Source organism: Njordella calcicola (genome assembly GCF_056494125.1).
Window position 1 is genome coordinate 5,493,053 of record NZ_CM151396.1, and the last position, 20,821, is coordinate 5,513,873.

A 20,821-nucleotide genomic window follows, 5' to 3' on the forward strand; every position below is an offset into this window, starting at 1 on the left:
ATCGTCTTTCGGTCTATCTAATCTGTTCCGCTGTTAATCTTACCTTAAAAGTGGTAACGCCGTTGTCTACCTGCACGCAGCACTCACCACCATGCAGTCGAGCCAGTTTGCGGACAATGGCAAGCCCAATACCGGTACCGGCGGCCGCTTCCAACGAATTGTCTAACCTGACAAACGGCTCGAAAATACGTTCGCGCATGTGACTTGGAATGCCTGGCCCTCGATCACTGACCTCGATCTGCAGCACGTCTCCTGCTTGCCGCGTAACAACCCGCAGCCATTTCCCAGCGCTGGCGTATTTCTCAACATTCGACAACAAGTTATCAACGATCTGTTGAACGACTCGCTCGTCTAAAATAGCTGGCGTAACCGCGTTGAGCTGGGTTTCCATTTCGATTTGCGACAGTTGCAAACGCAGCTTCATCTGATCGACAGCATCTTGCACCACTTTGTCAGGAACTACGCAGCGTGTGACCAAACTCTGTTCCGATTTACTTCCTCTCGCAAACTGCAGCACATTGTCGATCAAGAATTGCAAACGCTTGGATTCGGATTGGATGGTTTCCAAGCGCACGGCGGCGGCTTTCGCTTGTTCGGTATCGTCAATCTTTTTGAGGTCTCGCCCTAACAAGTCGCAGTAAAGTACGACATTGGTCAGCGGGGTCTTCAACTCATGCGACACTTGATTTACAAAGGAGACGCGTCTAGCCGCCTGCAACATGGCAGAATTCAGCGATAAACTGATTGCGACGCCAAGCCCTACCAGCAAGAGTGCCAGCGAACCAACGCCCAACAGGTAAGGCCAATAAGTTGACCGCCCTTCGATCGCTTCACGCCCAGCCTGCGTCGCGTAACATTGCAACTGCCAGTATTCCAAAGGGGCTTGCAGCGGTTGACTCACCGTCGGCAGCGTCGAGCGCGTCATGGCCGCTAGCACCGCGGGCTTGCCCCATTGATAGATTGGTTGCCCCGTCGTATCGACTAGCTTATAAGCAAACTCAGCTTCAGCATTACGCCGCTCAGCACGCCATGCGTCCTCTGGCAATTGGTTGATGATATCCGCCATCCATCGACCGCGTGGCAGGATGATTAAAAGATTGCCACCGGCAGGTAGCGGCGTTTGGTATCCCAACAAGAGGCTGCGATTATGAAACCAAGCGATCCAGCCCGCTTCATTGGCGCTCCGCGTTGCCGACTGACTTATCACGCGTTGGCTCTGACTTGCAAAACCGCCCTTGGGTTCGAGCGAGCTCGGCGCAATTATCGAGCCTGCCATTTCGCCTGCGGTTTGATTGTTGAACTCCTGCAAGACCTCCAAGGCATCCCGCAATTCATTGCGTTGCGTTGCCGAAAAGGAAGAAAGCGTTTCGGGATAAATGACACGCTTCTGGTCATCAATCGCCACTAGTTGGTGCACCAATACATGCTTTTTCAACTGCGAGAATTGAGCTGGCTCCAGCCCTGCCGCGCTGTCCGACAATCGTTGCATCTGGATCTTATAGTCAGCCAGTACTTTGGCAATGTCGTTTTGCAACGGCAATAAACGCTGCTTTAAGATTTCGTTTGTTCGAACAAGCTGTGATTCCGCACGACGCGATGCGGAAAGCCAGCCAAGCATCACCAACGATGCAATCGCGATGGTGAGTGCGACCCAAAGTAGGATGAGGTTTCGATACATCTGTATGGGATTCGAGGGTTACTTGTTCGTTTAACCGTTAGCCGCAGGCGTACGCAATTGTTGGTAGTACCCCAGTTGGTAGTAACCCAGTTGGTAGTACCGCCTTTAGGCGGAAGCACACCTATCAAAGACCGGCTAAAGCCGGGACTACGAACAAGTATGTCCGGCTAAAGGCGGTACTACGAACGAGTAGACATCTAAAAACAAAGTTCAAACTGCGCGCCGATTTGACGGGCAGTTTGCAACTTAGTTCAAATCGCCCTATCTGCCTAGCTCCGTAGCACCACCATAGGACTGATTTGTCGTCTCGCCATACTGCCGTTGACGCATCAATTTGCGTCCTTCATTCCATTTGCTGGCATCTAAGTTTTCCGCTTGCCACTTGTTCGCTTCCGCACTTTCCGACAATCGCTTGTCTCCTAAAGTGGCTCCGTAGCCACCTAGATAAGCACTGTTGCTTAGCAAGAGTTTGTTTGCTTCTTCAATTTTGCCACCGTCGCGTAGTTCCGTCGCGAGCCGATTCTTTTCATTGGCAATTTGCAGCACGCAGTCGGCAAGTACCTTCTTGTCGCTGCTCTCGGAGACCAGTTCTTGATCGCGGCTGAAACGTCCTGCAATTCGACTAGTGAGTTTATCTTGCGTTTTGGTTTGCATATTTTCATAAGTAACCGCTACGTCGGCAACATGCGTTTGCTCCCCATCCGGCTTGGTGGGGATTTCAACCTCCAGCACAAAGTAGCGTTCTTGCTTCGCATACAGTTGACCTAAAGATATCTCCACCGTACTGCCCGAGATCTCGCTTGGATAGTTTAGAACCTTCACAGGCCGAATCCCTTCTGCCAGTTTGACTTTAAATCGAATATCTTTAGCAATGACACTCATCACGTCGTCAAACTCACGTTGGAACACGTTCACCAATGTCTCTGCAGATTCGATGAAGACGTGATTGCCGTTTCCCGCAAGTGCTAAGCGTGTCATCAGGTCTTCGTTGTAACCAAGCCCCAGGCCCATCGTTGTGACGCTGATCCCTTCTTTGATCAAGGATGCTCCCAACTCTTCCAGTTCGGAGGGACTGGATGGTCCCACGTTGGCCATTCCATCGGACAGCAAGATCACTCGATTGACGCGTTGCGGTTCTAAAAATTTGCGAACCTCTGCAGCGCCCTTACTTGTCCCAGCAAACAGAGCCGTACTACCATCGGCGTGGATACTCTCGATCTTCGAAATGATCATCTGCCGATCGGATACCTTGGTCGCAGGAACAAGAACTTGAACACTATCATCGTAAGTCACGATCGATACGATATCGTCGCTGGACATACGTTCGATGGCCGAAATGGCTGCCTTGCGAGCTTGTTCAATTTTCGCTCCTTGCATCGAGCCTGATTTATCGATCACGATCGCCACATTGGCTTTCGGACGTTCCTTCTGATCCTTCAACGCGAAGCCTGTAAGCGAAATATGCAAATGGTTCGTGGTCTTTTCGCCATCGCCAGCCTTCATGGTCGGATAAGCGAGTTCTACGCTCAGTTTCGCTTGCTCCGCTTGCGCGACTCCGACCAGAGTTACCATGATTGCCATGCATGCAAAAAATGCTTTTCTCACAATTCATCTCCTTGTTCTTGGACGAGCAGGACAGCGAACAAAGCGTCCGCCATCGACATGTCCATTAAACGCGACGCAGGATTCTGAAAGCTGCAGCAGGCGCAAGATAATTGTAAATGATTTGTAAAAACCTGATTGTGTCTCGCCGTAGAGTTTGCACGCTTCATTAGAGCCTCATCAGTCCAGATGGATAATAGCTTTCATCACGCCGGCGGTGGGGTCGATCCAAGTGGGAAACAAGTTGGGCACGTCGTCGAAGCTTCCATGATGCGTGATCCAAGGATCGGTGTTGATTTCACCTCGGCCAATCAATTCAATGATGCGAGTAAAATCCCGCGATAAGGCATTGCGACTTGCCAATATCGTGAGCTCACGACGATGCAAAAAGGGCGCATGCGCAAACTCCAAATTCTGCTGCGTGATGCCAACGTACACAACGCGGCCAGCAAACGCCGCAAACTCCAGCGCGCGTGCCATCGATCGGTTGTTCCCAGTAGCGTCGATCACCAAGTCTGCCCGCTGTCCGCCAGTAAGTTCATCCAAGCGACGCAAATCTTCTTCGTTGCCGCTAATCTGCATCGTGTCAGGAACTTGCATGACCGTTTGCACGAACTCCAATCGCGATGAACTGATGTCCGCGACAATCGGTCGTGCTCCTGAAACTTTCACGAACTCAAGCGCCGATAGCCCAATCGGACCAGCCCCAATGACCAAGACATTCTCGCCCGCTTTCGCCGCGCCGCGATCGACGGCATGACACCCGATCGCCAGCGTCTCAACCAACGCGGCTTGTTCTGAACTGAGTTTGGGTGCTGGATGGACTTTGCGAGCAGGCAATACAATGTGATCGGTCAATCCGCCATCACACATAACGCCTAACGTCTTATGATGCTCGCAACAATTCGTAAAGCCGCGTCGGCACGAGTAACATTGCTGGCAGTTGATATAAGGTTCCACTGCGCAATGATCGCCGGGTTTGACATGCGTCACTTGTGCGCCGACTTCAATCACTTCCACACCTAACTCATGGCCTGGTATCCTGGGATAGGAAAAGAAAGGGAACTTGCCCAAGTAACCGCCGATGTCGGTCCCACACACACCGACGCGATGCACTTTGACGAGGACTTCATTCTCTTGCGGCGAATCAGGCTCCGGGATATCAATCTTTCGCCAAAGCTTGGGTTCCACTAGCTGTAAGGCTCTCATGTTGTCGCCTGGGGGTAATTGTTTTCGGGAAGTCCTTCTTGGTGGCTGATGTTGCGAACCGGTTCAAGTATCTTCTGGACATCTTGAACCAATTCCAAATCCAACGGCTTGCTCAACCACTCGACCCATTTTCGAATGTTATTGGGGTTGGCACTGCCAGCAATGGTAGTAGCCAGTTCAGGGTGAGCGCACGAGAATTGCAATGCCAGCCCAGCGATATCCACGCCCTGTTGGCTACAGAACTCTGCCGCCTTTCGTGCCGCTTGCTGAACTTCCCGCGAATCGCGATGCCAAGCAGGCAACGGCGCGTTGGTCAACAAACGAGCGGCAAAAGGACCAGCATTCATCACACCGATGCCTTTGCTTTTCATGTTCGGCAATAGATCATCGACCAACCGTGTATTTTGCAACGTGTATTGGTTATACGAAAGGATGCAATCCAATTCGGCTTGCTCAGCAACCACATCAAAAATTTTCATAGGATAGCCGCTGATGCCAACGTAACGCACTTTCCCAGCGGCTTGCTGTTGACGCAACGCTGGCAATGTCTCTTCGATGATTTGTTGCAATGGTACAAATTCGATATCATGCACCAAGACAATATCCAAGTGGTCGGTGCGCAGGCGATGCAGGCTCACATCAACGCTTTCAGCCACCCGCTTAGCGGAGAAGTCAAAATGCTGCGGAGCGAAACGCCCTAACTTGGTACACAACAAGTATTGCTCACGAGGCACATCGGCCAACGCGACGCCAAGCAACACTTCCGACATGCCACGACCATAGTAGGGCGAGGTGTCAATAAAATTGAGCCCTAGTTCCAATGCAACTTTGATACTTTCAAAGACTTCATCCAGTTGCACTCCACGAAACTCCGCGCCCAACGACGAGGCACCAAAGCTTAGGCAGGGGAGTTCAAGGTCCGTTTTTCCAAGTTTTCTTTTCTCAATCATCGATGCAGTTAACCAATAAAGATGGGCTTTAAATGTCGGTCGTAAATGTTCTCGGTCACTTGTTTGGCAACCACCGCTTGATTCGCCTTCAGCAAATCGGTGTATCTGGAGCCCGCTTTGGCCGCGACCTTGAACGACACGTGCAGCAATTGTCGGACGCTGGCATTGAAGTGCGGGTTGCCCGGAATATGCCGCAGCGTACTGGCCAGCGTCGGTCCATCCCAGGTGTCGACCACGCTTTGGCCGGGTAAAGCGGAACGATCGATGTCGATCACACTTGCATAAGGACCGCATAGCTCATCAATATGGCTCAGCGCATACGCGTAGATTTCCTTGGCCAAGACCAGCCCATCTCCGCCAGCTTCGGCCAAGCCAATCAATTCCTCAAGCCACGTGGTCCCAGCGGTCTTCACATGAATACCTGCGTTAGCTTGTGCGATGGCACGGCGGATAATCGGATACAAGCTGAATTTGTCGCTGCCACTATGAACGCTCAACTTTAAGTTTGCGGGCAACTCGTAACGGGTGGTTGCATAGCGAATCACCGCCAGATCGCTTACAAACTCCTTTTCAAACTGCTGCAGATCGCCGACATAGTCCACGCCTTTGTTGAATCGACCGGTAAACTTCGGTGCAATGGTTTGTACTGGAATCGATTCGTCCGCCAGCGCTGCGAGAATAATCAATAATTCCGGCGGAGTTTGAGGAGTATCGGTTTCGTCCATCGAAACCTCCGCCACAAATGGTTCGCCCCCTTTTCGCTCTTCAATGTAGCGATAGATTTCGCCGGCTTGTTGCACGGCCAACAGATACTTGCTAGCGACTGATTCTACGTCTTGACGCGAAATGCTAATCGCTTGCTGAATCCCGTCGATATCTAAATTACCGACCAGTTCCGCATGCCGATCTACAAAGTCTGCCACATCGGCGGCCGCAGCAGGTTTGCCAATGGAATCGGCGACATCGATCGTAAAGAAATTAGAAGGCGACAAAAATCGGTCGACGGTTTTCATCTGGATATGGTCTGCGTCGACATACCACGGATGCCGCCAATTCAGTTCCGCAACCGCATTGGCTGCCGCGTCATAGACGCTTTGTGGCTCCGAACCAATAAACGTGTGTTCGCGGTTCGATTTGTTCCATACGGGGATTACCGTCACACCAGCCTGTTCCAGTTTCTGGAAAGCCGCCAGTTGTGATGCGGCTTGGTGAGCGAACCGATCGCCGACCCCGAAAGTAAACTTTTCTAACTTTTTCATAACGACTCCTAGCAAAGACAACCAAGCGATTATCATCGCTGAAATCGAGTTTTGCTCAATGCCACTGACAGTTAGTTGCTCAATGCACGATTTAGCAGATTTCTAGTCATTTGTTGCACTCTAGCATCCTCCTCAGAAAAGTTGCCACGCGCTGCGGGCACGGTGCCGGGCGGTGTAGAGAGCGGCATTGACCACCAGCAAGTCGAAGCATTGAAAACAAAATTGCCCTTCGGCCCATCATAGAACAATGTCGTGTACTCACCTTCCTGCGGATTTCCCCGCGAGTCATTCACATTGCCCCGCGCGACGATTCTCAAGGTCGCATCTTCGCGTAAGGGCGGGCCATGGTATTCCCAGCCGACAAAGTCCGCAATGCGGTCGCCGTTGCTCATTTCGGTACCGGCAAACATCCAATGCGATGCATCGGTCACAGTCCAATCACACAAGCCGACCCCATACGACTTTGCGCCCATTAGCTGGTGCTCGTCGGGGAACAATCGATGGCGAGAAATCACATAATCCGGGGTACCGTCGGGAGCTGGCTGAATGTTGACTTCGCCTGAGATGGAATTGCCGGAAAGGAAAAGCAGGTCAACACCTGCATCACGAGCTTGAGCAACATGGTTATAAATCTCACGCGTCCAATACTCGTCATGGCCTACTGATAAAAACACCTTAGAACGCGTAAGCAAACTCGGCCGCTGGTGCGTATCAAGGTTCGATATATACGTAACATCGTAGCCTTCACGTTCCAGCCAATATGCCAGCGGGAATTCCCACATCAAATACTCGCCCGATCCAACGACTCGATTCGCATTGGCAGGCGACATTGGCAATCCATTATGGTACCGAGCATAGGGTCGTTGGAATCCAATGTCGTTGGACAATTGCGTCTCCCACTCTTTGCCCATGTAGTCATACAACGAATGCCAAGCTGGCCGACGATTGTAAGCCTGCCATGTAAAGTCAGAAACTTGAAAGACCACGTCCGCCGGTCGCTCATCACGAATCACGAATATGATATAGGACTGAGGCCCATCATTCTGCGTGGACAGTTTGGCAATATATACTCCAGACAGCCAATCCACAGGAACTTGCATTGAGAAAGAAGACGCCCATTGGCAAGTGCGCAGCTCTCGTGGTCCGACCACGGGCTCCGCCTGGACCACCCCTTGTAAATCCGAAACCGAGTGGACTTTGCGCGCGCCCGATCCGCCGTAGTATCCAGTGCGATAGATGTCGATGGAATACGCCGACACGGGATTGGTCGATATAAAGAATTGTAATTTCTCCCCGGCAGCATAGGTCAACTGCGATGCATATCCTTCGATAGCTGGAGAGCGATTGTTGGGTTCATTAATTTGGGTTTTCGTAAGGACCCAATCGCTGTCGCCAGCGCGCATGTTCTCTTGAACAACGGCGTTGGAATTGGATTGTGCGTCGCAGCGCAAACAGATTACCGCTGCAAACGTCCAGAACACGGCTAAAGCGAACGTCTTCTCGCACTTCATAGGATGCACCTCGTAAGTTCGTTTGATGAAATTTTGGGGTTTCGCGTGAATAGTGATCGCCTGAGCAAGAAACGCTGGGCTCCCACCTGCCTGAGCCAATCGTAGTCTACGAACATTATGCACATCTTTAGCAGCAGGTGGCAGGGCACACGCAGCAATCCAAAGTGCGGCGATCGCGGTGCAGCAACATTCAACCTGCCACAGCGATCGCGAGTTGCTTCCCATAGCAAGTTGGTTACACTCAGGCGATCAATGTATCGATCAAGTCTGCAGACCATGTGCAAATGAATTCTACTGAGTCCCCACCCGCCCAAGCTTGTGACCTTTCTATGCAGTTGGGTCGTTTGCATTTGCAGAACCCGATTCTGACCGCCTCCGGCACCTTTGGCTACGTGCGAGAAATGGCAGGTATCGTTGACCTTGCGAAACTGGGCGGCGTTCTGCCAAAGACGATTACCGCCTCGCCAAGACCCGGAAACGCTCCGTGGCGAACCGTAGAAACCACCGCTGGCATGTTGAACGCAATTGGTCTGGACAACGATGGCATCGACTATTTTTTGACCAACCACTGGCCCTACTTAGCAACGGTCCCGACCCAAGTCATCGTCAGTATTGCCGGCAAGAGCCAACAGGAGTTTGCCGAACTGGCCGCTCGCATGAATGAGGCCGACGGAGTTGCCGCTTTGGAACTGAATATCTCTTGTCCCAACGTGACAGGAGGCGTGGACTTCGGTACCGATCCACAAGCCTGCTACCAAGTGGTCTCGCAAGCCCGAGCGATCAGTCGCTTTCCCATCATCGCAAAACTTACGCCCAATGTCACTTCGATCGTGCCAATTGCTAAAGCGGCCGAAGAAGCGGGGGCGGACGCGGTAAGCTGTATCAATACCGTGCTAGGAATTGCTATCGACTGGCGAAAACGCCGACCAATTCTCGGCAATCGAGTCGGCGGCTTAAGCGGACCGGCCATCAAACCCATCGCGCTGCGCTGCGTCTATCAGATCGCGTCCGCATTGAAGATACCGATCATCGGCATCGGTGGTATTTGTAACATCGATGACGTGATGGAATTCTTGGTGGCTGGTGCGAGTGCCGTACAGATCGGCACCGCAAACTATTTTGATCCGCAAGTGTCCACACGCTTGGTCAGCGAGTTGCCTGCAGCTTTGCAATCGATTGGCGAAGCAAGTTTACGTCAAATCATCGGCTCGATGCATCGCAGTGTAAGCCAGTAAAGCAAGCCGAAGTCGGAACCACGCCTGCGCCTGCAGCTAACGGTTAAACGAAAGCGGCTCATTCTATTCATGCAGCTTTAATCGAACGACTATGTCGCGACATGCTGATCCATTCGGTGACTTCAGCTCGGTCAGGAGCCGCAGCACCGCGGAGCACTCGTTGCCCAGCCTTGCTGCTGGCAAACGCCAGCGACTTGGCCAACAACGCATCGACATTCTGCAACGACAAAGCGTCGGCCGTACGCACTTCGCACGCGACCAGGATCTGAGCGTCATGGCCCCGCAAGCTTGGTACCGTGCACACCAAGCGAGCTTGGTCTTGCCAATCGATCACCGTCTGCTCGTCGATGCGTCGATCATTCAACTGATCGACGATCATCGCCGGGCTGCTTTCTAGCAAATCGCGAACAGAATGTATTGCAATTGGGATCAGCCGTTCAGCCATCCGAGGACCGATGCTTGGCGCGTCAACCACAGGGCTATCAAGCTCCAGGTAGAAGCGGTAACTGGCGGTCGTGGTTGTCGTACGAACCGCGGCTTGCTTGGCACTAACGCCGCTAGCACTGCCAGCACCATGGCCGCGATGGCTGCTTGAACTGCTGCGTTGGCTGTTCGAAGCGGCGAAGTCGCCTGCAGCTACGTTGGCCGCGGCTATACTGCTGGGCCGTTGTGTTCGAGTCGTGGTGCGCGTTGTCGTTCGAGCGACTGGAGCGCGATCGGCGCGTGGTTCACGATCGGCATAGTCCCGTTGGCTCGCAGCTGTTTCGCGGAGCGAACGAGCAGCCCGCTCTTGCTCGCGGCGTTGACGCCGCAAGCGTTCGTTGCGACCGGATCGCAATCGGATTTGGGAACGTCCTTCCCGCGACGAGACCGACTCGCCGGGGCGACGAACGGATCGTCGCGCGGAGATGATCCAAGTTGTTATGCGTGAAAGCTCGTAACTCGTACCGCTTCGCAGTATGGCTTGGCCGCGGTCGGTAGCAAGAAAGCTTTCGACACGTTGCAGCAATTGAGCGGGCTTCATTTCAGCCAGCATGGTCGGGTTATCGATACCGCAGCCGACCAGCACTCTCGCATCGAACGCTCGCAATTGAGGGACACAGCACATGAGCAGTGCGGCTCGTTGCAAGCTGCGAAACTCAGCGGCGCCCATTTCGGCGACACCCGCGGAATCGGCGATCCAAATCGGATCGGTTTCAATAAACTGACCCACGCGATCTAGCCCCAGCTTTCGCAGACGCAGCGCTAGCTGGCCGTTGACGCCTGGCGCATCTTCGATTCGGCTGGTCTCTGACAAAAAGAACTGTGGCATTGGAACCGTCGCTGGCGGTTCGATGGTCGGTGATGGCTCTGATTGATAGTAGCGTTTGGTTTGAACACGTGGCTCCGCGACATAGTCTGCGTAGTCGGTCGCTTCCGTGGCCAGCAGAGCATTGACGTCCTCGACGGCGCGATAACCCCTAGCCGCAGGTTGCACCGGGGCATACTCGCGACGAATAGTTTGCGTGCGATGAGCGGCGGCCGGCGCAATATAGTCCGTTTGTGGCAGATCACGATACTGCCAATAACGCTGCTCGATTGCCTGGTCGATGCCCGCTGATCTTTGCGTGTTCTTCAGTTGGTCACCCAATCGAGCGACCCAGCCTTGCTGGTGTCGGACGCGCTGCGCAACTTCCTCTTCGCCAGTGAGCAACAAGATCTGTTGACCATCTCGCGCAAACTGCGTCAGCACTTGTGCGATATGGTCCAGTTGTTGACCATGGAAACCGTCCAAAGCATCGTCCAGCAGGAGAGGCAATTGGCCGATGCGATGCGAGGACGATTCAATGATCGCCATACGAATGGCAAGTTCCACCAATTGACGTTCATGGGAAGTCGATGGCGGGACCACAAAGTCGATCGCGGCTGCGTCTGGCCGATAGTCCCGGTAAACTTCGCGGTAGCTTTCAGGCCGACCGTTCTTGGATAGCCCAGTAACATAGCTGTGATCGCGACGCAACGCTTCCATGGCCCAAGTTGGCAGGCCACGAAGCGCTCCGGCCGACAGTTCTCGAATATAACGTTCGATCGACTTCAAGAAAGATGACTCTACGCCATTGCGATATGGACCATGGCCACGCAGTTGAGCTTGCAGCTCGACCAAACGAGCTCGCGTTTGTTCGTACAATGTCCAGCTTTGCAAGACTTCATCCGCATACGACAATCGCTTGTGCAATTCATCCATTTCCCAGGAGACGGTGGCATCGACTTGGACCTCATGACGAGCGTTTCGCAAGTTATCTTCCAACGTGCGAATGCCACGATTGACGGTCTCGATTTCAGTTCGGATGTGCTCCCGTTTGGCATCCAGGTCAGCCAGCCGCTGCTTCATCGACGACAGCGATTCATAGGCAGCCGACGACGAGCTCCGCGTGCGAGCGGTGTGCGTAAAGCTGGGATCTTGATCGTCCAAGCGATCGACATAACCAACCCAAGAACCATAGGCGTCATTGCGAATTTGTGTTGAACGACGGACCTGGCCATTGGAGCTAGCGTGAGTATGTTCAGCTTCATAGCTAGCAGGATACGATGCCGCAGGCGCGTGATGGTCGATAGCGTATCGAGTATCCGCCACTTGTTTTGCGAGCTCGGTCTCCTGCCGTTGCAATGAACTCAGCCGGCTTTGCATTTCCGCTAGTTGTGAACGCCACTGGCCAATCACAGGCCGCGTGTCCACTTCGGTTGTGGTCGTGATGTAGGGTTTGCGTGAGTTCGCTGCCAACTCGGGATGAGCTTGCAGTTCTTCGATGCGATGCGCCAACCGGCGACGCTCGGCCGTCCACCAAGCGTGATCGCGGTCGTCCACGCGCAAGTGATGTATACGCTCTTGCAACCGAAGCTCTTCTGCCTTCAAGCGTCGATAGGTTTCATCATCTTCCAAGTCGAAACGGACAGAGATCCCCAATTCGCGAGCAGCCGCCCAAAGGCGTTCAGGCAGGGTCTCGCCTAAGCGTCCGCAGAAGACCGCATCAAAAGTCTCGCCGCCAATGCGGTGCCAAGGCTGTTCCGATGGCTTGAGCGTATCGATCGCATTGCTTGACAGCCAGTCGTGACGCGTACTCCAGTGGTACGGACCGCTAAAACGATAATCGTTCAGTTCGATCGGGTCAGCGGTGGAGATGACTCGGCTGTTGCCATTTGCATCTGCCCATTGCAGCGAGCCGACGTGATCATTCTGAGCGCGATAATCGCTGCCGGAACGATCGCGATAACGACCGAACAAGAGATGTCGAATGAATTTGGCAATGGTTGATTTACCACTGCCACGTCCACCATAAATTGCGTTTAGTCCGGCCACAAAAGGACCCAAATGGATCCGGTTGTTGTTGCCTTGTGGGTCGATATCGATACTAACGATTCGCATCGTTGATGCCTCCTTGCCAAATCCTTTGTCTTCGATGACCGTTTCTTAGGAAATGCACCCATCGAGGGCATTTCCGATTTGCTAGACCTATGATTCTTTGCATAGAACTAGCAGCGGGAACTTGCGTACCTTACCCTATTCGCGCAGTTTGGGTAAATAGCGAAAGTGCAGTAGTTCGGCCAGGAAAAGAAAAATTTCGCAGCGGATTTCAGCCCTTGGGGACGACCACGTTGGCGGGCGGTTGCCACCATGAATTTAGCACACCAATCCTGTTGCGACACGTTGAGGCAAGCCCAACGGTCGCTCAGAACTCGCCTTCACACAACAAACGTTGCTGAGTTCGGAATGCGAAACTGGGCCTTGTGCCCAGACTTCGCAATGGGATTGGTGCGCTAAGAGCGACCGAATTTCTTAGGGCAGCAGAATAGATTCCATGACCATTCTCCTGCCCCTCATTCTCCTGCCTCATTCTCTTGCCACCCATTCTCTTGCCCTGACCGCGAAATAGGATTGGAGCGCTAAGGCTATCCTGACTTGCGCGCTTGTCCGATTGGGGCTTGCCCCGTCGGACACCGCTTTGGAGTTCTTGACAGCGTACCCGATGATATCCGTCCCCCGATAGAATCAGTCGCCTTTTGCGACTGACTCTATCGGGGTTGGGCCGTAAACTGTGTCGCCGATCGCTCCGCGATCGATACGATAAAGACCGTTTCGATCGGCGGAGCGATCGACGACTATCAAACGTATCGCAGCATTCTCGATAAGAACTGGCCAAAAAAGGACAATTCTCAGGGTCTGTGCCGGGGGCTGGTCGATAATAATTCGACGCAACCGCAGCAGTTGCCCTCGGGAGTGTCAACTTCGCAAGTTTTGGCCCTTGCGGGGTCCCATTCGCTTCGCATAATACGCTTTGCGAAAAGACCGCTTGGCGAGCATCTGCTGCGGAGTGGTAATCCGTTGGAATGTGGGCTGAATACTACGCACTGCTTGTTAGCCCGCTATACTTTCGGAACTTGCCATGAATTTGGCCAGTCCCATGCGCACCGCCCTCCCCTTTAATTTGTTATTGTAAAGCTGACTCCATGAAACGTTCCGCACTTGTTTTTGCCCTTGGTTTAGCGCTTGCTGCGATCGTCTTGAAGCTTTGGAATCCGCCCCTGCCCGAGAATTTCGGAGTGTTTTACGCGTTGGCTCTCTTCAGCGGTTGCTTCCTACGTGGCGTTTGGGCCTGGGCTTTGCCCGTCGTGGCGTTGCTGCTGAGCGATATTGCAGGCCAATTGATCGACGACTACCAACTGGGCGTTTATGCTGCGGTGGCCATGGCGCTGAATTATGCCGGTCTGACGGCCATGACTGGCGTTGGCTCACTTCTACGCAAGAACCAGAACATTTTCCTTGTCGCCGGAGCTTCCTTGGCGGGTGCAGCCGCCTTTTTCTTGCTCAGCAACTTCGGAGCGTTCCTCGACCCACGCATGGGCTACCCCAGATCGTTGACTGGGCTTGCGGAATGTTTCTCGGCGGCCATCCCATTTGCACGTGGGACTTTCTCCAGCAGCTTGATCTTTGGCGTTGCCGCCTTTGCCGGTTATCGCTGGTGGTGCGAATCGGTCGCCGCTCAGCCTGTCACCGCCGCAGTCACGGCCAAGGCCAACCGCGAATAAGCGACGGTTTGGAACAGTCAAACGGTCGCAGTTACCACTGCGAACTTCTCGCGTCAGGGCACACCGAGCTTAATGGCCTGCGTGCGACCTTGGAGATCGCGAATGGTCAAAATTGGAGCGGGCTCTTGGGTCACAAGTCGCTCGAATTGCGAGGGCGAAGCAATCGCAATCTTGTTCACGCTCAGCACCTGCTGCCCCATCCGCAGCCCCGCATTCCACGCTCCGCTCCCAGGCTCAACATCCAAGATGGCAATCGACTGTGGATTGAAGTCGGAGTAACGTGAGTAGTACCGAAACAGCAACTCTGGCGGAAAAGCTGTAGCGTAGTCCACCAAGGCCCCCCGCCAGCGATAAGTGGGCTCTTGCGTGTAAGGTGGTCGATGCGTAATCACAAAGCGTTTGCTGATTCGCACGGTCGTGTCCACATGCAGAATGTCTAATCCGCGGGGCCTGCGGACCGTCAGCGGTACTTCATCCCCTGGCGAGTACGCCGCCAGCTCGCGGAAGATCGCATCGCGAGACTCCAGATCTCGAGGCCCCACATGCGTTATGACGTCGCCTACCTTCAGGCCAGCCACCGAGCCCGGCATGCCGTCGATGACGTTCTCCACCGCCACGCCACGTAAGTTGCGACGTTGCACTTGGGATGCGACATGTCCTGGCTGAATACCCAAGAAACCAAATTCGGGCACCTTGCCTTTGACCAGCGAGTTCGCAATGCGGTGAAATATGCGGTCCACTGGCAATGCATACGTTCCATTCAAGTGCGCTACGTTCGTCTCAAGCCGATCAACACACATGCCAATCAGTTGCCGATCTGCATTGAAGATGGCTGCTCCCGCGAAATCAACATAGTCAACGTGGCTCGTTTGAAAGAGCCCTCCATGAGCATAAATACTGCTGGGCTCGCTTCCACTCTCAACTTCGCCAACGCGTAATCGTGAATCAATGACAGACCTGCGGGTGTTGACCGTAGAACCCCATTCGATACTTGCAGCTCCATCTTGCGGATAGCTGCCATGACATGCAATGCGGAAACAAATCTCGCCCAGCTTCGGTTCCGTGATAGGCTGATCATTCAACGGTCGCAAACGCTCGTAAAACTTTGGATCAGCAATCCGCAGTGCGGCAAGGTTCGTATAAGGCTCCCCTGCCACCACCGCGGCTTGCACTGGAATCAAACTACCATTGGCCGTGTAACCGTTGCTCCACAACAAGTAATCATGGCTTCGCGGATCACCCAAAGCACTATAGGGCACAAGCACCAAACCATCGCTAGTCCAGACAATGCCTGTCGCGTAGCGAGCGGCAATAAAGCCAGGATCACTGGCCGGAACACGGACCGACACATTCGCACCGTCAGCAGCCCTTGGAGCAACGGGTCGCATCGGAGATTTGGATATCGATGCCACGCAAACAACGCTTTGTCCGAATTCTTTCAAAAGGTCTTGCGCAATCTGTTCATGCTCCTGCGTCAAACGCGCAGCGGGCCCCGCAGGCGAGTCGATACTGGGCGTTAACGTATCTTGCGTGAGTGCGACGGAAACGAGCAAACGGCCAGCCATCCAACCAGCAATCAGACAACAGCGAACACCAAACAACAATCGTGGACTTAAGCAGAACAAGTAGATGCACCGAACAATAAATGACGACCAGGAAGTGGAATCGTGAAGCGAAACCGTGAAGCCAATGTCAACTAGACAGCCGGTGATTTTACACGAATTTACGCGAAATCTCAGTCACAAATCGGACCGGAACGCAAGCAAAAGCCGAACTACTTTTCGTGGAAAAAAAATGGGTCTTGGTTCTCGTCAAAGCAGCACATCGATGGTAACATCCCAACCCACGATCAATTATGCCGCACTGCAATTGGATTGGTTTTATAAATCTATCTTGAGTGCCTGCAGCGCTGCATTTTTGCATCTTTCACAGGATGATGGCATCGGATTAGCATGCTCAAAGTGGTGCGTATTGGGCTACATGGAAACAATGTTGGACCCCAAAATTACAGCTCAACCAAATACGAGTGGAAACTCACCCATGCAGCGATCATGGACGTCGCGTCTCGCGGTTAACGAAGTCTCAACCTTTCATTGGAGCTTCGAGGAAGATGTACTTCGCTATCGCCAGCAAGGCTTTCGAAGCCTAGGTGTGTGGCGATACAAACTCAACGAGTTCGGGCTGCATAAAGCCGCCGATTTGTTGCAAGAATGCGACATGACTGTCTCCTCCTTGCATTGGGCGGGTGGGTTTACCGGTGGCGATGACCGCAGCTACAGTGAATCATTATGCGACGCCTTCGACGCTATTGAGCAAGCGGCGGCCCTGAAAGCTGGCTGCCTTGTGGTGCTGACTGGCGGCCGACGTTGCCACACTCGCAACCACCTGAAACGCATCCTTAAGCACGCCTTGAAGGAAGTCAGCGAGGCCGCCCAAGCCCTGAACGTCCAACTGGCCATTGAGCCTATGCATGTAGGCTGCGGAGGGGATTGGACCTTCCTGAACGATCTGCCAGAGACGCTGGACTTGGTCTGCTCGTTGGGCTGCAGCAATGTGGGGATTGTGTTTGACTGCTACCATCTGGGGCAAAGCTCGGATGTGGTCCACTGGCTGCCTTCCATCGCTCCACACGTCAAATTGGTGCAAATCGCGGACGCGAAATGCGCACCGCTTGGAGAGCAGAATCGTTGCGTGCCAGGCGACGGCCTGCTACCTCTGGCTGAAATCGTCCAGGCCTTCGAAGCCAATCATTACCTCGGACCGTACGAAATCGAGGTCCTGGGTGAAGAAGTCGAGCATCTCGATTACTCGACTATCCTGGAGCATTCCGCCAGCCGCATGACGCAATGGCTGGTGCCACACGCATAAGCATCACGTGAAGCCTTCCGCGGTCGGTAACTTCGGAGCCAGCAGGCGCGCGTGAGGTCAACGATGAGTAGTGCTTCGTCAAGACTTAAACTAAGAGTTGACAAAACGCTAGCCGCCGCCGACGAAGGTGACCACTTCGATTTTGTCACCGGGCTGCAGAACCTGCGAGTCGAAACTCCCGCGAGGCACAATTTCCTCGTTGAGCTCGACGGCGCAAAACTGAATGTTTACGCCGCTTGTAGTAAGAAGCTGAGCGACGGTCGAATCAGCTTCGACCGTTTTAGGCTCGCCATTGTAAGTAATGTCGAACATGCGACAGGAAGCAGATTAACGCTTGGAGAACTGGACACCACGGCGAGCACCGCGAAGACCGTACTTCTTGCGTTCCTTCATACGGGAATCGCGAGTCAAGAAGCCGTTATCACGCAGCGAGCCGAAGAACTCTTCGTTCATTCCAACCAAGGCACGTGCGATGCCCATACGAGCCGCACCGGCCTGACCAATCGTGCCGCCGCCGGATGCCAAAATGCTGACGTCGATCGATTCGCGTTGGCCAACGTTGTCTAGCGTTTCCAATACCGCGCGACGCTCAGCATCGACGCGGAAGTAGTCTTCGAACGCACGACCGTTCACTGTGATCTTGCCAGTTCCTGGCTTGATGCGCACTCGAGCCACACTGCTCTTGCGACGGCCGGTGCCTAGGGACTCACCACTGATACGATCTTTTTTTGCGACAACCATGATCTAGTCTTATTGAGAATTCAATGTTTTCGTAAGTGCTACCGAGCGAAGCGTCAAATACTGCTTCGCCTTGATTATTTCTTCTTTTCGCCTAGCTCCAAGACCTGCGGTTGCTGAGCTTGATGAGGATGCTCGTCGCCCGCGTAAACTTTCAGTTTGTCGAGCATGTGACGGCCCAGAGCGTTCTTTGGCAACATTCGCTTCACAGCCATCTTTACCAAGTCCGTAGGCTTGCGTTCCAGGCGTTCGGCGTAGCTTTCCATCTTTTGACGAGTGTAACCGTTGTACCAAGTGTAGTGCCGGACGGCCAACTTGTTACCGGTCATCACGATCTTTTCCGCGTTGGTCACAACCACGAAATCGCCGGTATCCACATGCGGGGTGTAGGTTGGACGGTGTTTGCCCATCAGGATGGTTGCGATATCCGAAGCCAAACGGCCAAGGATGCAATCGGTTGCATCGACGACGTACCAGTTTTTTTCAATTTCGCCGGGTTTGGCAGTGTAAGTTTTTTGTACCGCGACCATTTTTCCGCGTGTGTTCTGCTGTAAGGAGATGACGAACGAAGGCACAAATAGCGAGAACGTCGCCATGTGGGAGGGAAGAGTTTACGAACACGCCTGGACATTGGCAAGTCGAAAACATTGAATCCAGGCCAGGAATTGCAACGATTTTTGTACCAAAACGCGACAAAACTCGATTTAGCCGATCTCGCCGACCCGCGATTGGCGATCTACGATCGGCTGATAACCCAATAATTCCTTGGCAGCCGAAATATTGTAGTAGTGATCCAGTCCCATTTGCAGGGCCACAAACCGCGTCATCGGCGGTTCGCCGCGCAGGCCCAGCAGCCGATAGGACAACTCCAAAGCATGCCCAAGTCGATATGCGGCTTGAACCGATATTCTCTTCTGGGGTGGCGGCAGTTGAAATTGAGCCAAGATGCGGGCAATCCAGTCCCAGCAGCCCACCGGTTGGTCGTCGGTAATAAAAAAAGCTCGCCCGTTAATCGCTGCCGGCCGGTCCAGCAAAACTTCCAACGCGTCGATGTGTGCCCGGGCCGCGTACTCCACATGGACGGTATCAATGATATTCTTTCCGTCGCCGACCACTCGCAATCGTCCCTTCCGAGCTCGATCGACCAATCGTGGTACCAAATGATTGTCGCCAGCCCCCCAAATCAAGTGCGGACGCAACGCACAAACTGGCAGGCGGCCACTAGACTCCAGAACCGCTTGTTCCGCTATCGCTTTCGTACGAGGATAGTCGGCCAAGAATGTTTTGGGATACGGCTCGGACTCGTCAATATTTGATTGCGGTTTTCCCGCAAACACCACGCTGGGCGAACTGCAAAAGACAAATGCGGATAACTGCTTGTCAATCGCGTGGTCCAAGACCACTTGCGTGGCGGTCACATTCGCTCGCTCGAAGTCTCGAGCCCGCCCCCCCACGCCGGCGATGGCAGCGACATGAATCACGGCCTCGCAACCCTGCATTGCCCGCTGGACGTCGTGGTCGCTCGCCGCATCGCCCTGGAACGTCGTGACACCCAGCTTCTGTAAAGACGGGTAGGGCTTACGAGCTAAACCATGGACGGAAAACCCGCGCTGGACCAACTGCTGGCAAATGTGTGATCCCAAAAAGCCGCCATAGCCAGTGACTAAAACCTTTGCTCGTGCTTTGCTCGCCAACAGTCAGACTCCTTGCCCTGCCGCCTTGAACGATTGGTTACTAGCCCTGCGCCGTATGGTCCACTTTGGTCATCAGCAGGCTACTTTCATAGAAAATGCAACTTGTCGCCGCGATGCCCACCAAGCTGTAAAGGATGTCGCCGGTCAAGACAAACACGCCGCTCCAAAAAAGTATGCCGACCAGCACGCCCACCGGACGAAGCGTCCGCACAACTAAACACAGGATGAAAATCAAATGCAACGTCAACCAAACATTGTCTAAAAGCGCTGGCAACCAAGCGCTGCCGGCCAACCAACTAGGACTCAGCAGGCTGCTTTGACCGCTGAAAGCAATCTTCCATATCGCGGTTCCATTCCACCACATCTCTTGAGATAAATGACTAGCCAACGAAACGCTTAACCAAATCACCAAGTGCCAGCGGATCATGGCAATCGTTAGACCTGCCGTCCAGCGATGCTTGTTGTCGGCAAATCCAACTCGCCTGGGCTCTGTCAACCAACCGTTGTCGATCGCCAAATAGGGCAGTAGCGAGCATAGCAAGATTTCCCCCAGCGACTGAATCATGCTGATGCGATGCAACACGCACAGCATCAAGCCCCAGACCACCAACGGCACCAGTCGGCCTCCAAAGCCCGTGATCAGCATCAAAGAGGCCATTGCGCCGCCAAGCAACAGCAGGTACTGGACTGCTTGCCCGTCATAGACAAACAGCGGCGACAGGCGAAAGGCCGCTCCCGTGCCCTCCAGCCCCTCGCCAATCAGGAATCGAGTCACGTCCGCTCGCAACGGACCGCGCGGGCTGATCCAAGCATCTAAGCCGCCGATCCACAGGCTAAAAAATAAAAGGGCCGCCAATCCCAGCGACAAACGGCAAGCACCAGCGGCTCCGGATAGTATCGGCGTGAAGAACTGCCTTTCCAGCCAGCGACTGGACCGATTCGTAATCCAGCGAGAGTACTGCGTGATCGATTGCAACATGTTGAAAGCGGACTATCTGTAGAGCGTGCGTGGA

At 53.7% G+C, this 20,821-nt stretch carries 16 protein-coding genes; 3 read left to right on the forward strand and 13 right to left on the reverse strand.

The annotated features are described in order from the left end of the window. Positions 1-13 precede the first annotated feature (13 nt). From SH302x_RS21225 to SH302x_RS21250, 6 genes are all read right to left on the reverse strand, one after another. Positions 14-1,678, reverse strand: a complete 1,665-nt coding sequence (locus SH302x_RS21225; protein ID WP_479364681.1) for a sensor histidine kinase — start codon at positions 1,676-1,678, stop codon at positions 14-16. A 261-nt stretch (positions 1,679-1,939) separates the two neighbouring features. Then, positions 1,940-3,283, reverse strand: a complete 1,344-nt coding sequence (locus tag SH302x_RS21230) for a vWA domain-containing protein (RefSeq protein WP_479364683.1) — start codon at positions 3,281-3,283, stop codon at positions 1,940-1,942. A gap of 177 nt (positions 3,284-3,460) precedes the next feature. Continuing rightward, positions 3,461-4,489 carry a zinc-binding alcohol dehydrogenase family protein gene (locus SH302x_RS21235; protein ID WP_479364684.1) on the reverse strand — a complete coding sequence of 343 codons (1,029 nt, stop codon included), beginning with the start codon at positions 4,487-4,489 and terminating at the stop codon, positions 3,461-3,463. After that, a complete protein-coding gene (locus tag SH302x_RS21240) occupies positions 4,486-5,439 on the reverse strand; it encodes an aldo/keto reductase (RefSeq protein ID WP_479364685.1) in 954 nt (317 codons plus the stop codon). Before SH302x_RS21240 ends, SH302x_RS21235 begins: the two co-directional genes overlap by 4 nt. A gap of 8 nt (positions 5,440-5,447) precedes the next feature. Continuing rightward, entirely contained in the window at positions 5,448-6,698 is a 1,251-nt protein-coding gene (locus SH302x_RS21245) for a tagaturonate epimerase family protein (RefSeq protein WP_479364686.1), read from the reverse strand. A 71-nt stretch (positions 6,699-6,769) separates the two neighbouring features. Next, on the reverse strand, positions 6,770-8,209 hold the full coding sequence (locus tag SH302x_RS21250) for a N,N-dimethylformamidase beta subunit family domain-containing protein (protein ID WP_479364688.1): 1,440 nt from the start codon (positions 8,207-8,209) through the stop codon (positions 6,770-6,772). A 284-nt stretch (positions 8,210-8,493) separates the two neighbouring features. Between SH302x_RS21250 and SH302x_RS21255 the strand changes: the two genes are divergently transcribed. After that, positions 8,494-9,444 carry a dihydroorotate dehydrogenase gene (locus SH302x_RS21255; protein ID WP_479364690.1) on the forward strand — a complete coding sequence of 317 codons (951 nt, stop codon included), beginning with the start codon at positions 8,494-8,496 and terminating at the stop codon, positions 9,442-9,444. 67 nt (positions 9,445-9,511) lie between these two features. Here the strand turns inward: SH302x_RS21255 and SH302x_RS21260 are convergent, their stop codons facing one another. Beyond that, positions 9,512-12,847 (reverse strand): DUF4332 domain-containing protein, encoded by a 3,336-nt coding sequence (locus SH302x_RS21260; protein WP_479364691.1) that lies wholly within the window; start codon positions 12,845-12,847, stop codon positions 9,512-9,514. Positions 12,848-13,929: 1,082 nt separating this feature from the next. Between SH302x_RS21260 and SH302x_RS21265 the strand changes: the two genes are divergently transcribed. Further along, the gene (locus tag SH302x_RS21265) at positions 13,930-14,508 is read left to right on the forward strand and encodes a DUF6580 family putative transport protein (protein WP_479364693.1); all 579 of its coding nucleotides are present in this window, start codon (positions 13,930-13,932) and stop codon (positions 14,506-14,508) included. A gap of 53 nt (positions 14,509-14,561) precedes the next feature. On the opposite strand, the gene SH302x_RS21270 is transcribed toward SH302x_RS21265, so the two are convergent. Next, positions 14,562-16,073, reverse strand: coding sequence for a PDZ domain-containing protein (locus SH302x_RS21270; RefSeq protein WP_479364694.1), 1,512 nt, complete (start codon positions 16,071-16,073; stop codon positions 14,562-14,564). Positions 16,074-16,335: 262 nt separating this feature from the next. Between SH302x_RS21270 and SH302x_RS21275 the strand changes: the two genes are divergently transcribed. Then, positions 16,336-17,376 carry a sugar phosphate isomerase/epimerase family protein gene (locus tag SH302x_RS21275; protein WP_479364696.1) on the forward strand — a complete coding sequence of 347 codons (1,041 nt, stop codon included), beginning with the start codon at positions 16,336-16,338 and terminating at the stop codon, positions 17,374-17,376. Positions 17,377-17,484: 108 nt separating this feature from the next. Here the strand turns inward: SH302x_RS21275 and thiS are convergent, their stop codons facing one another. From thiS to SH302x_RS21300, 5 genes are all read right to left on the reverse strand, one after another. Continuing rightward, on the reverse strand, positions 17,485-17,688 hold the full coding sequence (gene thiS, locus SH302x_RS21280) for a sulfur carrier protein ThiS (RefSeq protein ID WP_479364698.1): 204 nt from the start codon (positions 17,686-17,688) through the stop codon (positions 17,485-17,487). Between the two features lie 15 nt (positions 17,689-17,703). Next, entirely contained in the window at positions 17,704-18,117 is a 414-nt protein-coding gene (rpsI, locus tag SH302x_RS21285) for a 30S ribosomal protein S9 (RefSeq protein WP_479364699.1), read from the reverse strand. A gap of 74 nt (positions 18,118-18,191) precedes the next feature. Next, positions 18,192-18,644, reverse strand: a complete 453-nt coding sequence (gene rplM, locus SH302x_RS21290; RefSeq protein ID WP_479369299.1) for a 50S ribosomal protein L13 — start codon at positions 18,642-18,644, stop codon at positions 18,192-18,194. A gap of 174 nt (positions 18,645-18,818) precedes the next feature. Then, entirely contained in the window at positions 18,819-19,808 is a 990-nt protein-coding gene (locus SH302x_RS21295) for an NAD-dependent epimerase/dehydratase family protein (protein ID WP_479364701.1), read from the reverse strand. Positions 19,809-19,848: 40 nt separating this feature from the next. Further along, entirely contained in the window at positions 19,849-20,787 is a 939-nt protein-coding gene (locus SH302x_RS21300) for a hypothetical protein (RefSeq protein ID WP_479364702.1), read from the reverse strand. Between the last annotated feature and the right edge of the window lie 34 nt (positions 20,788-20,821).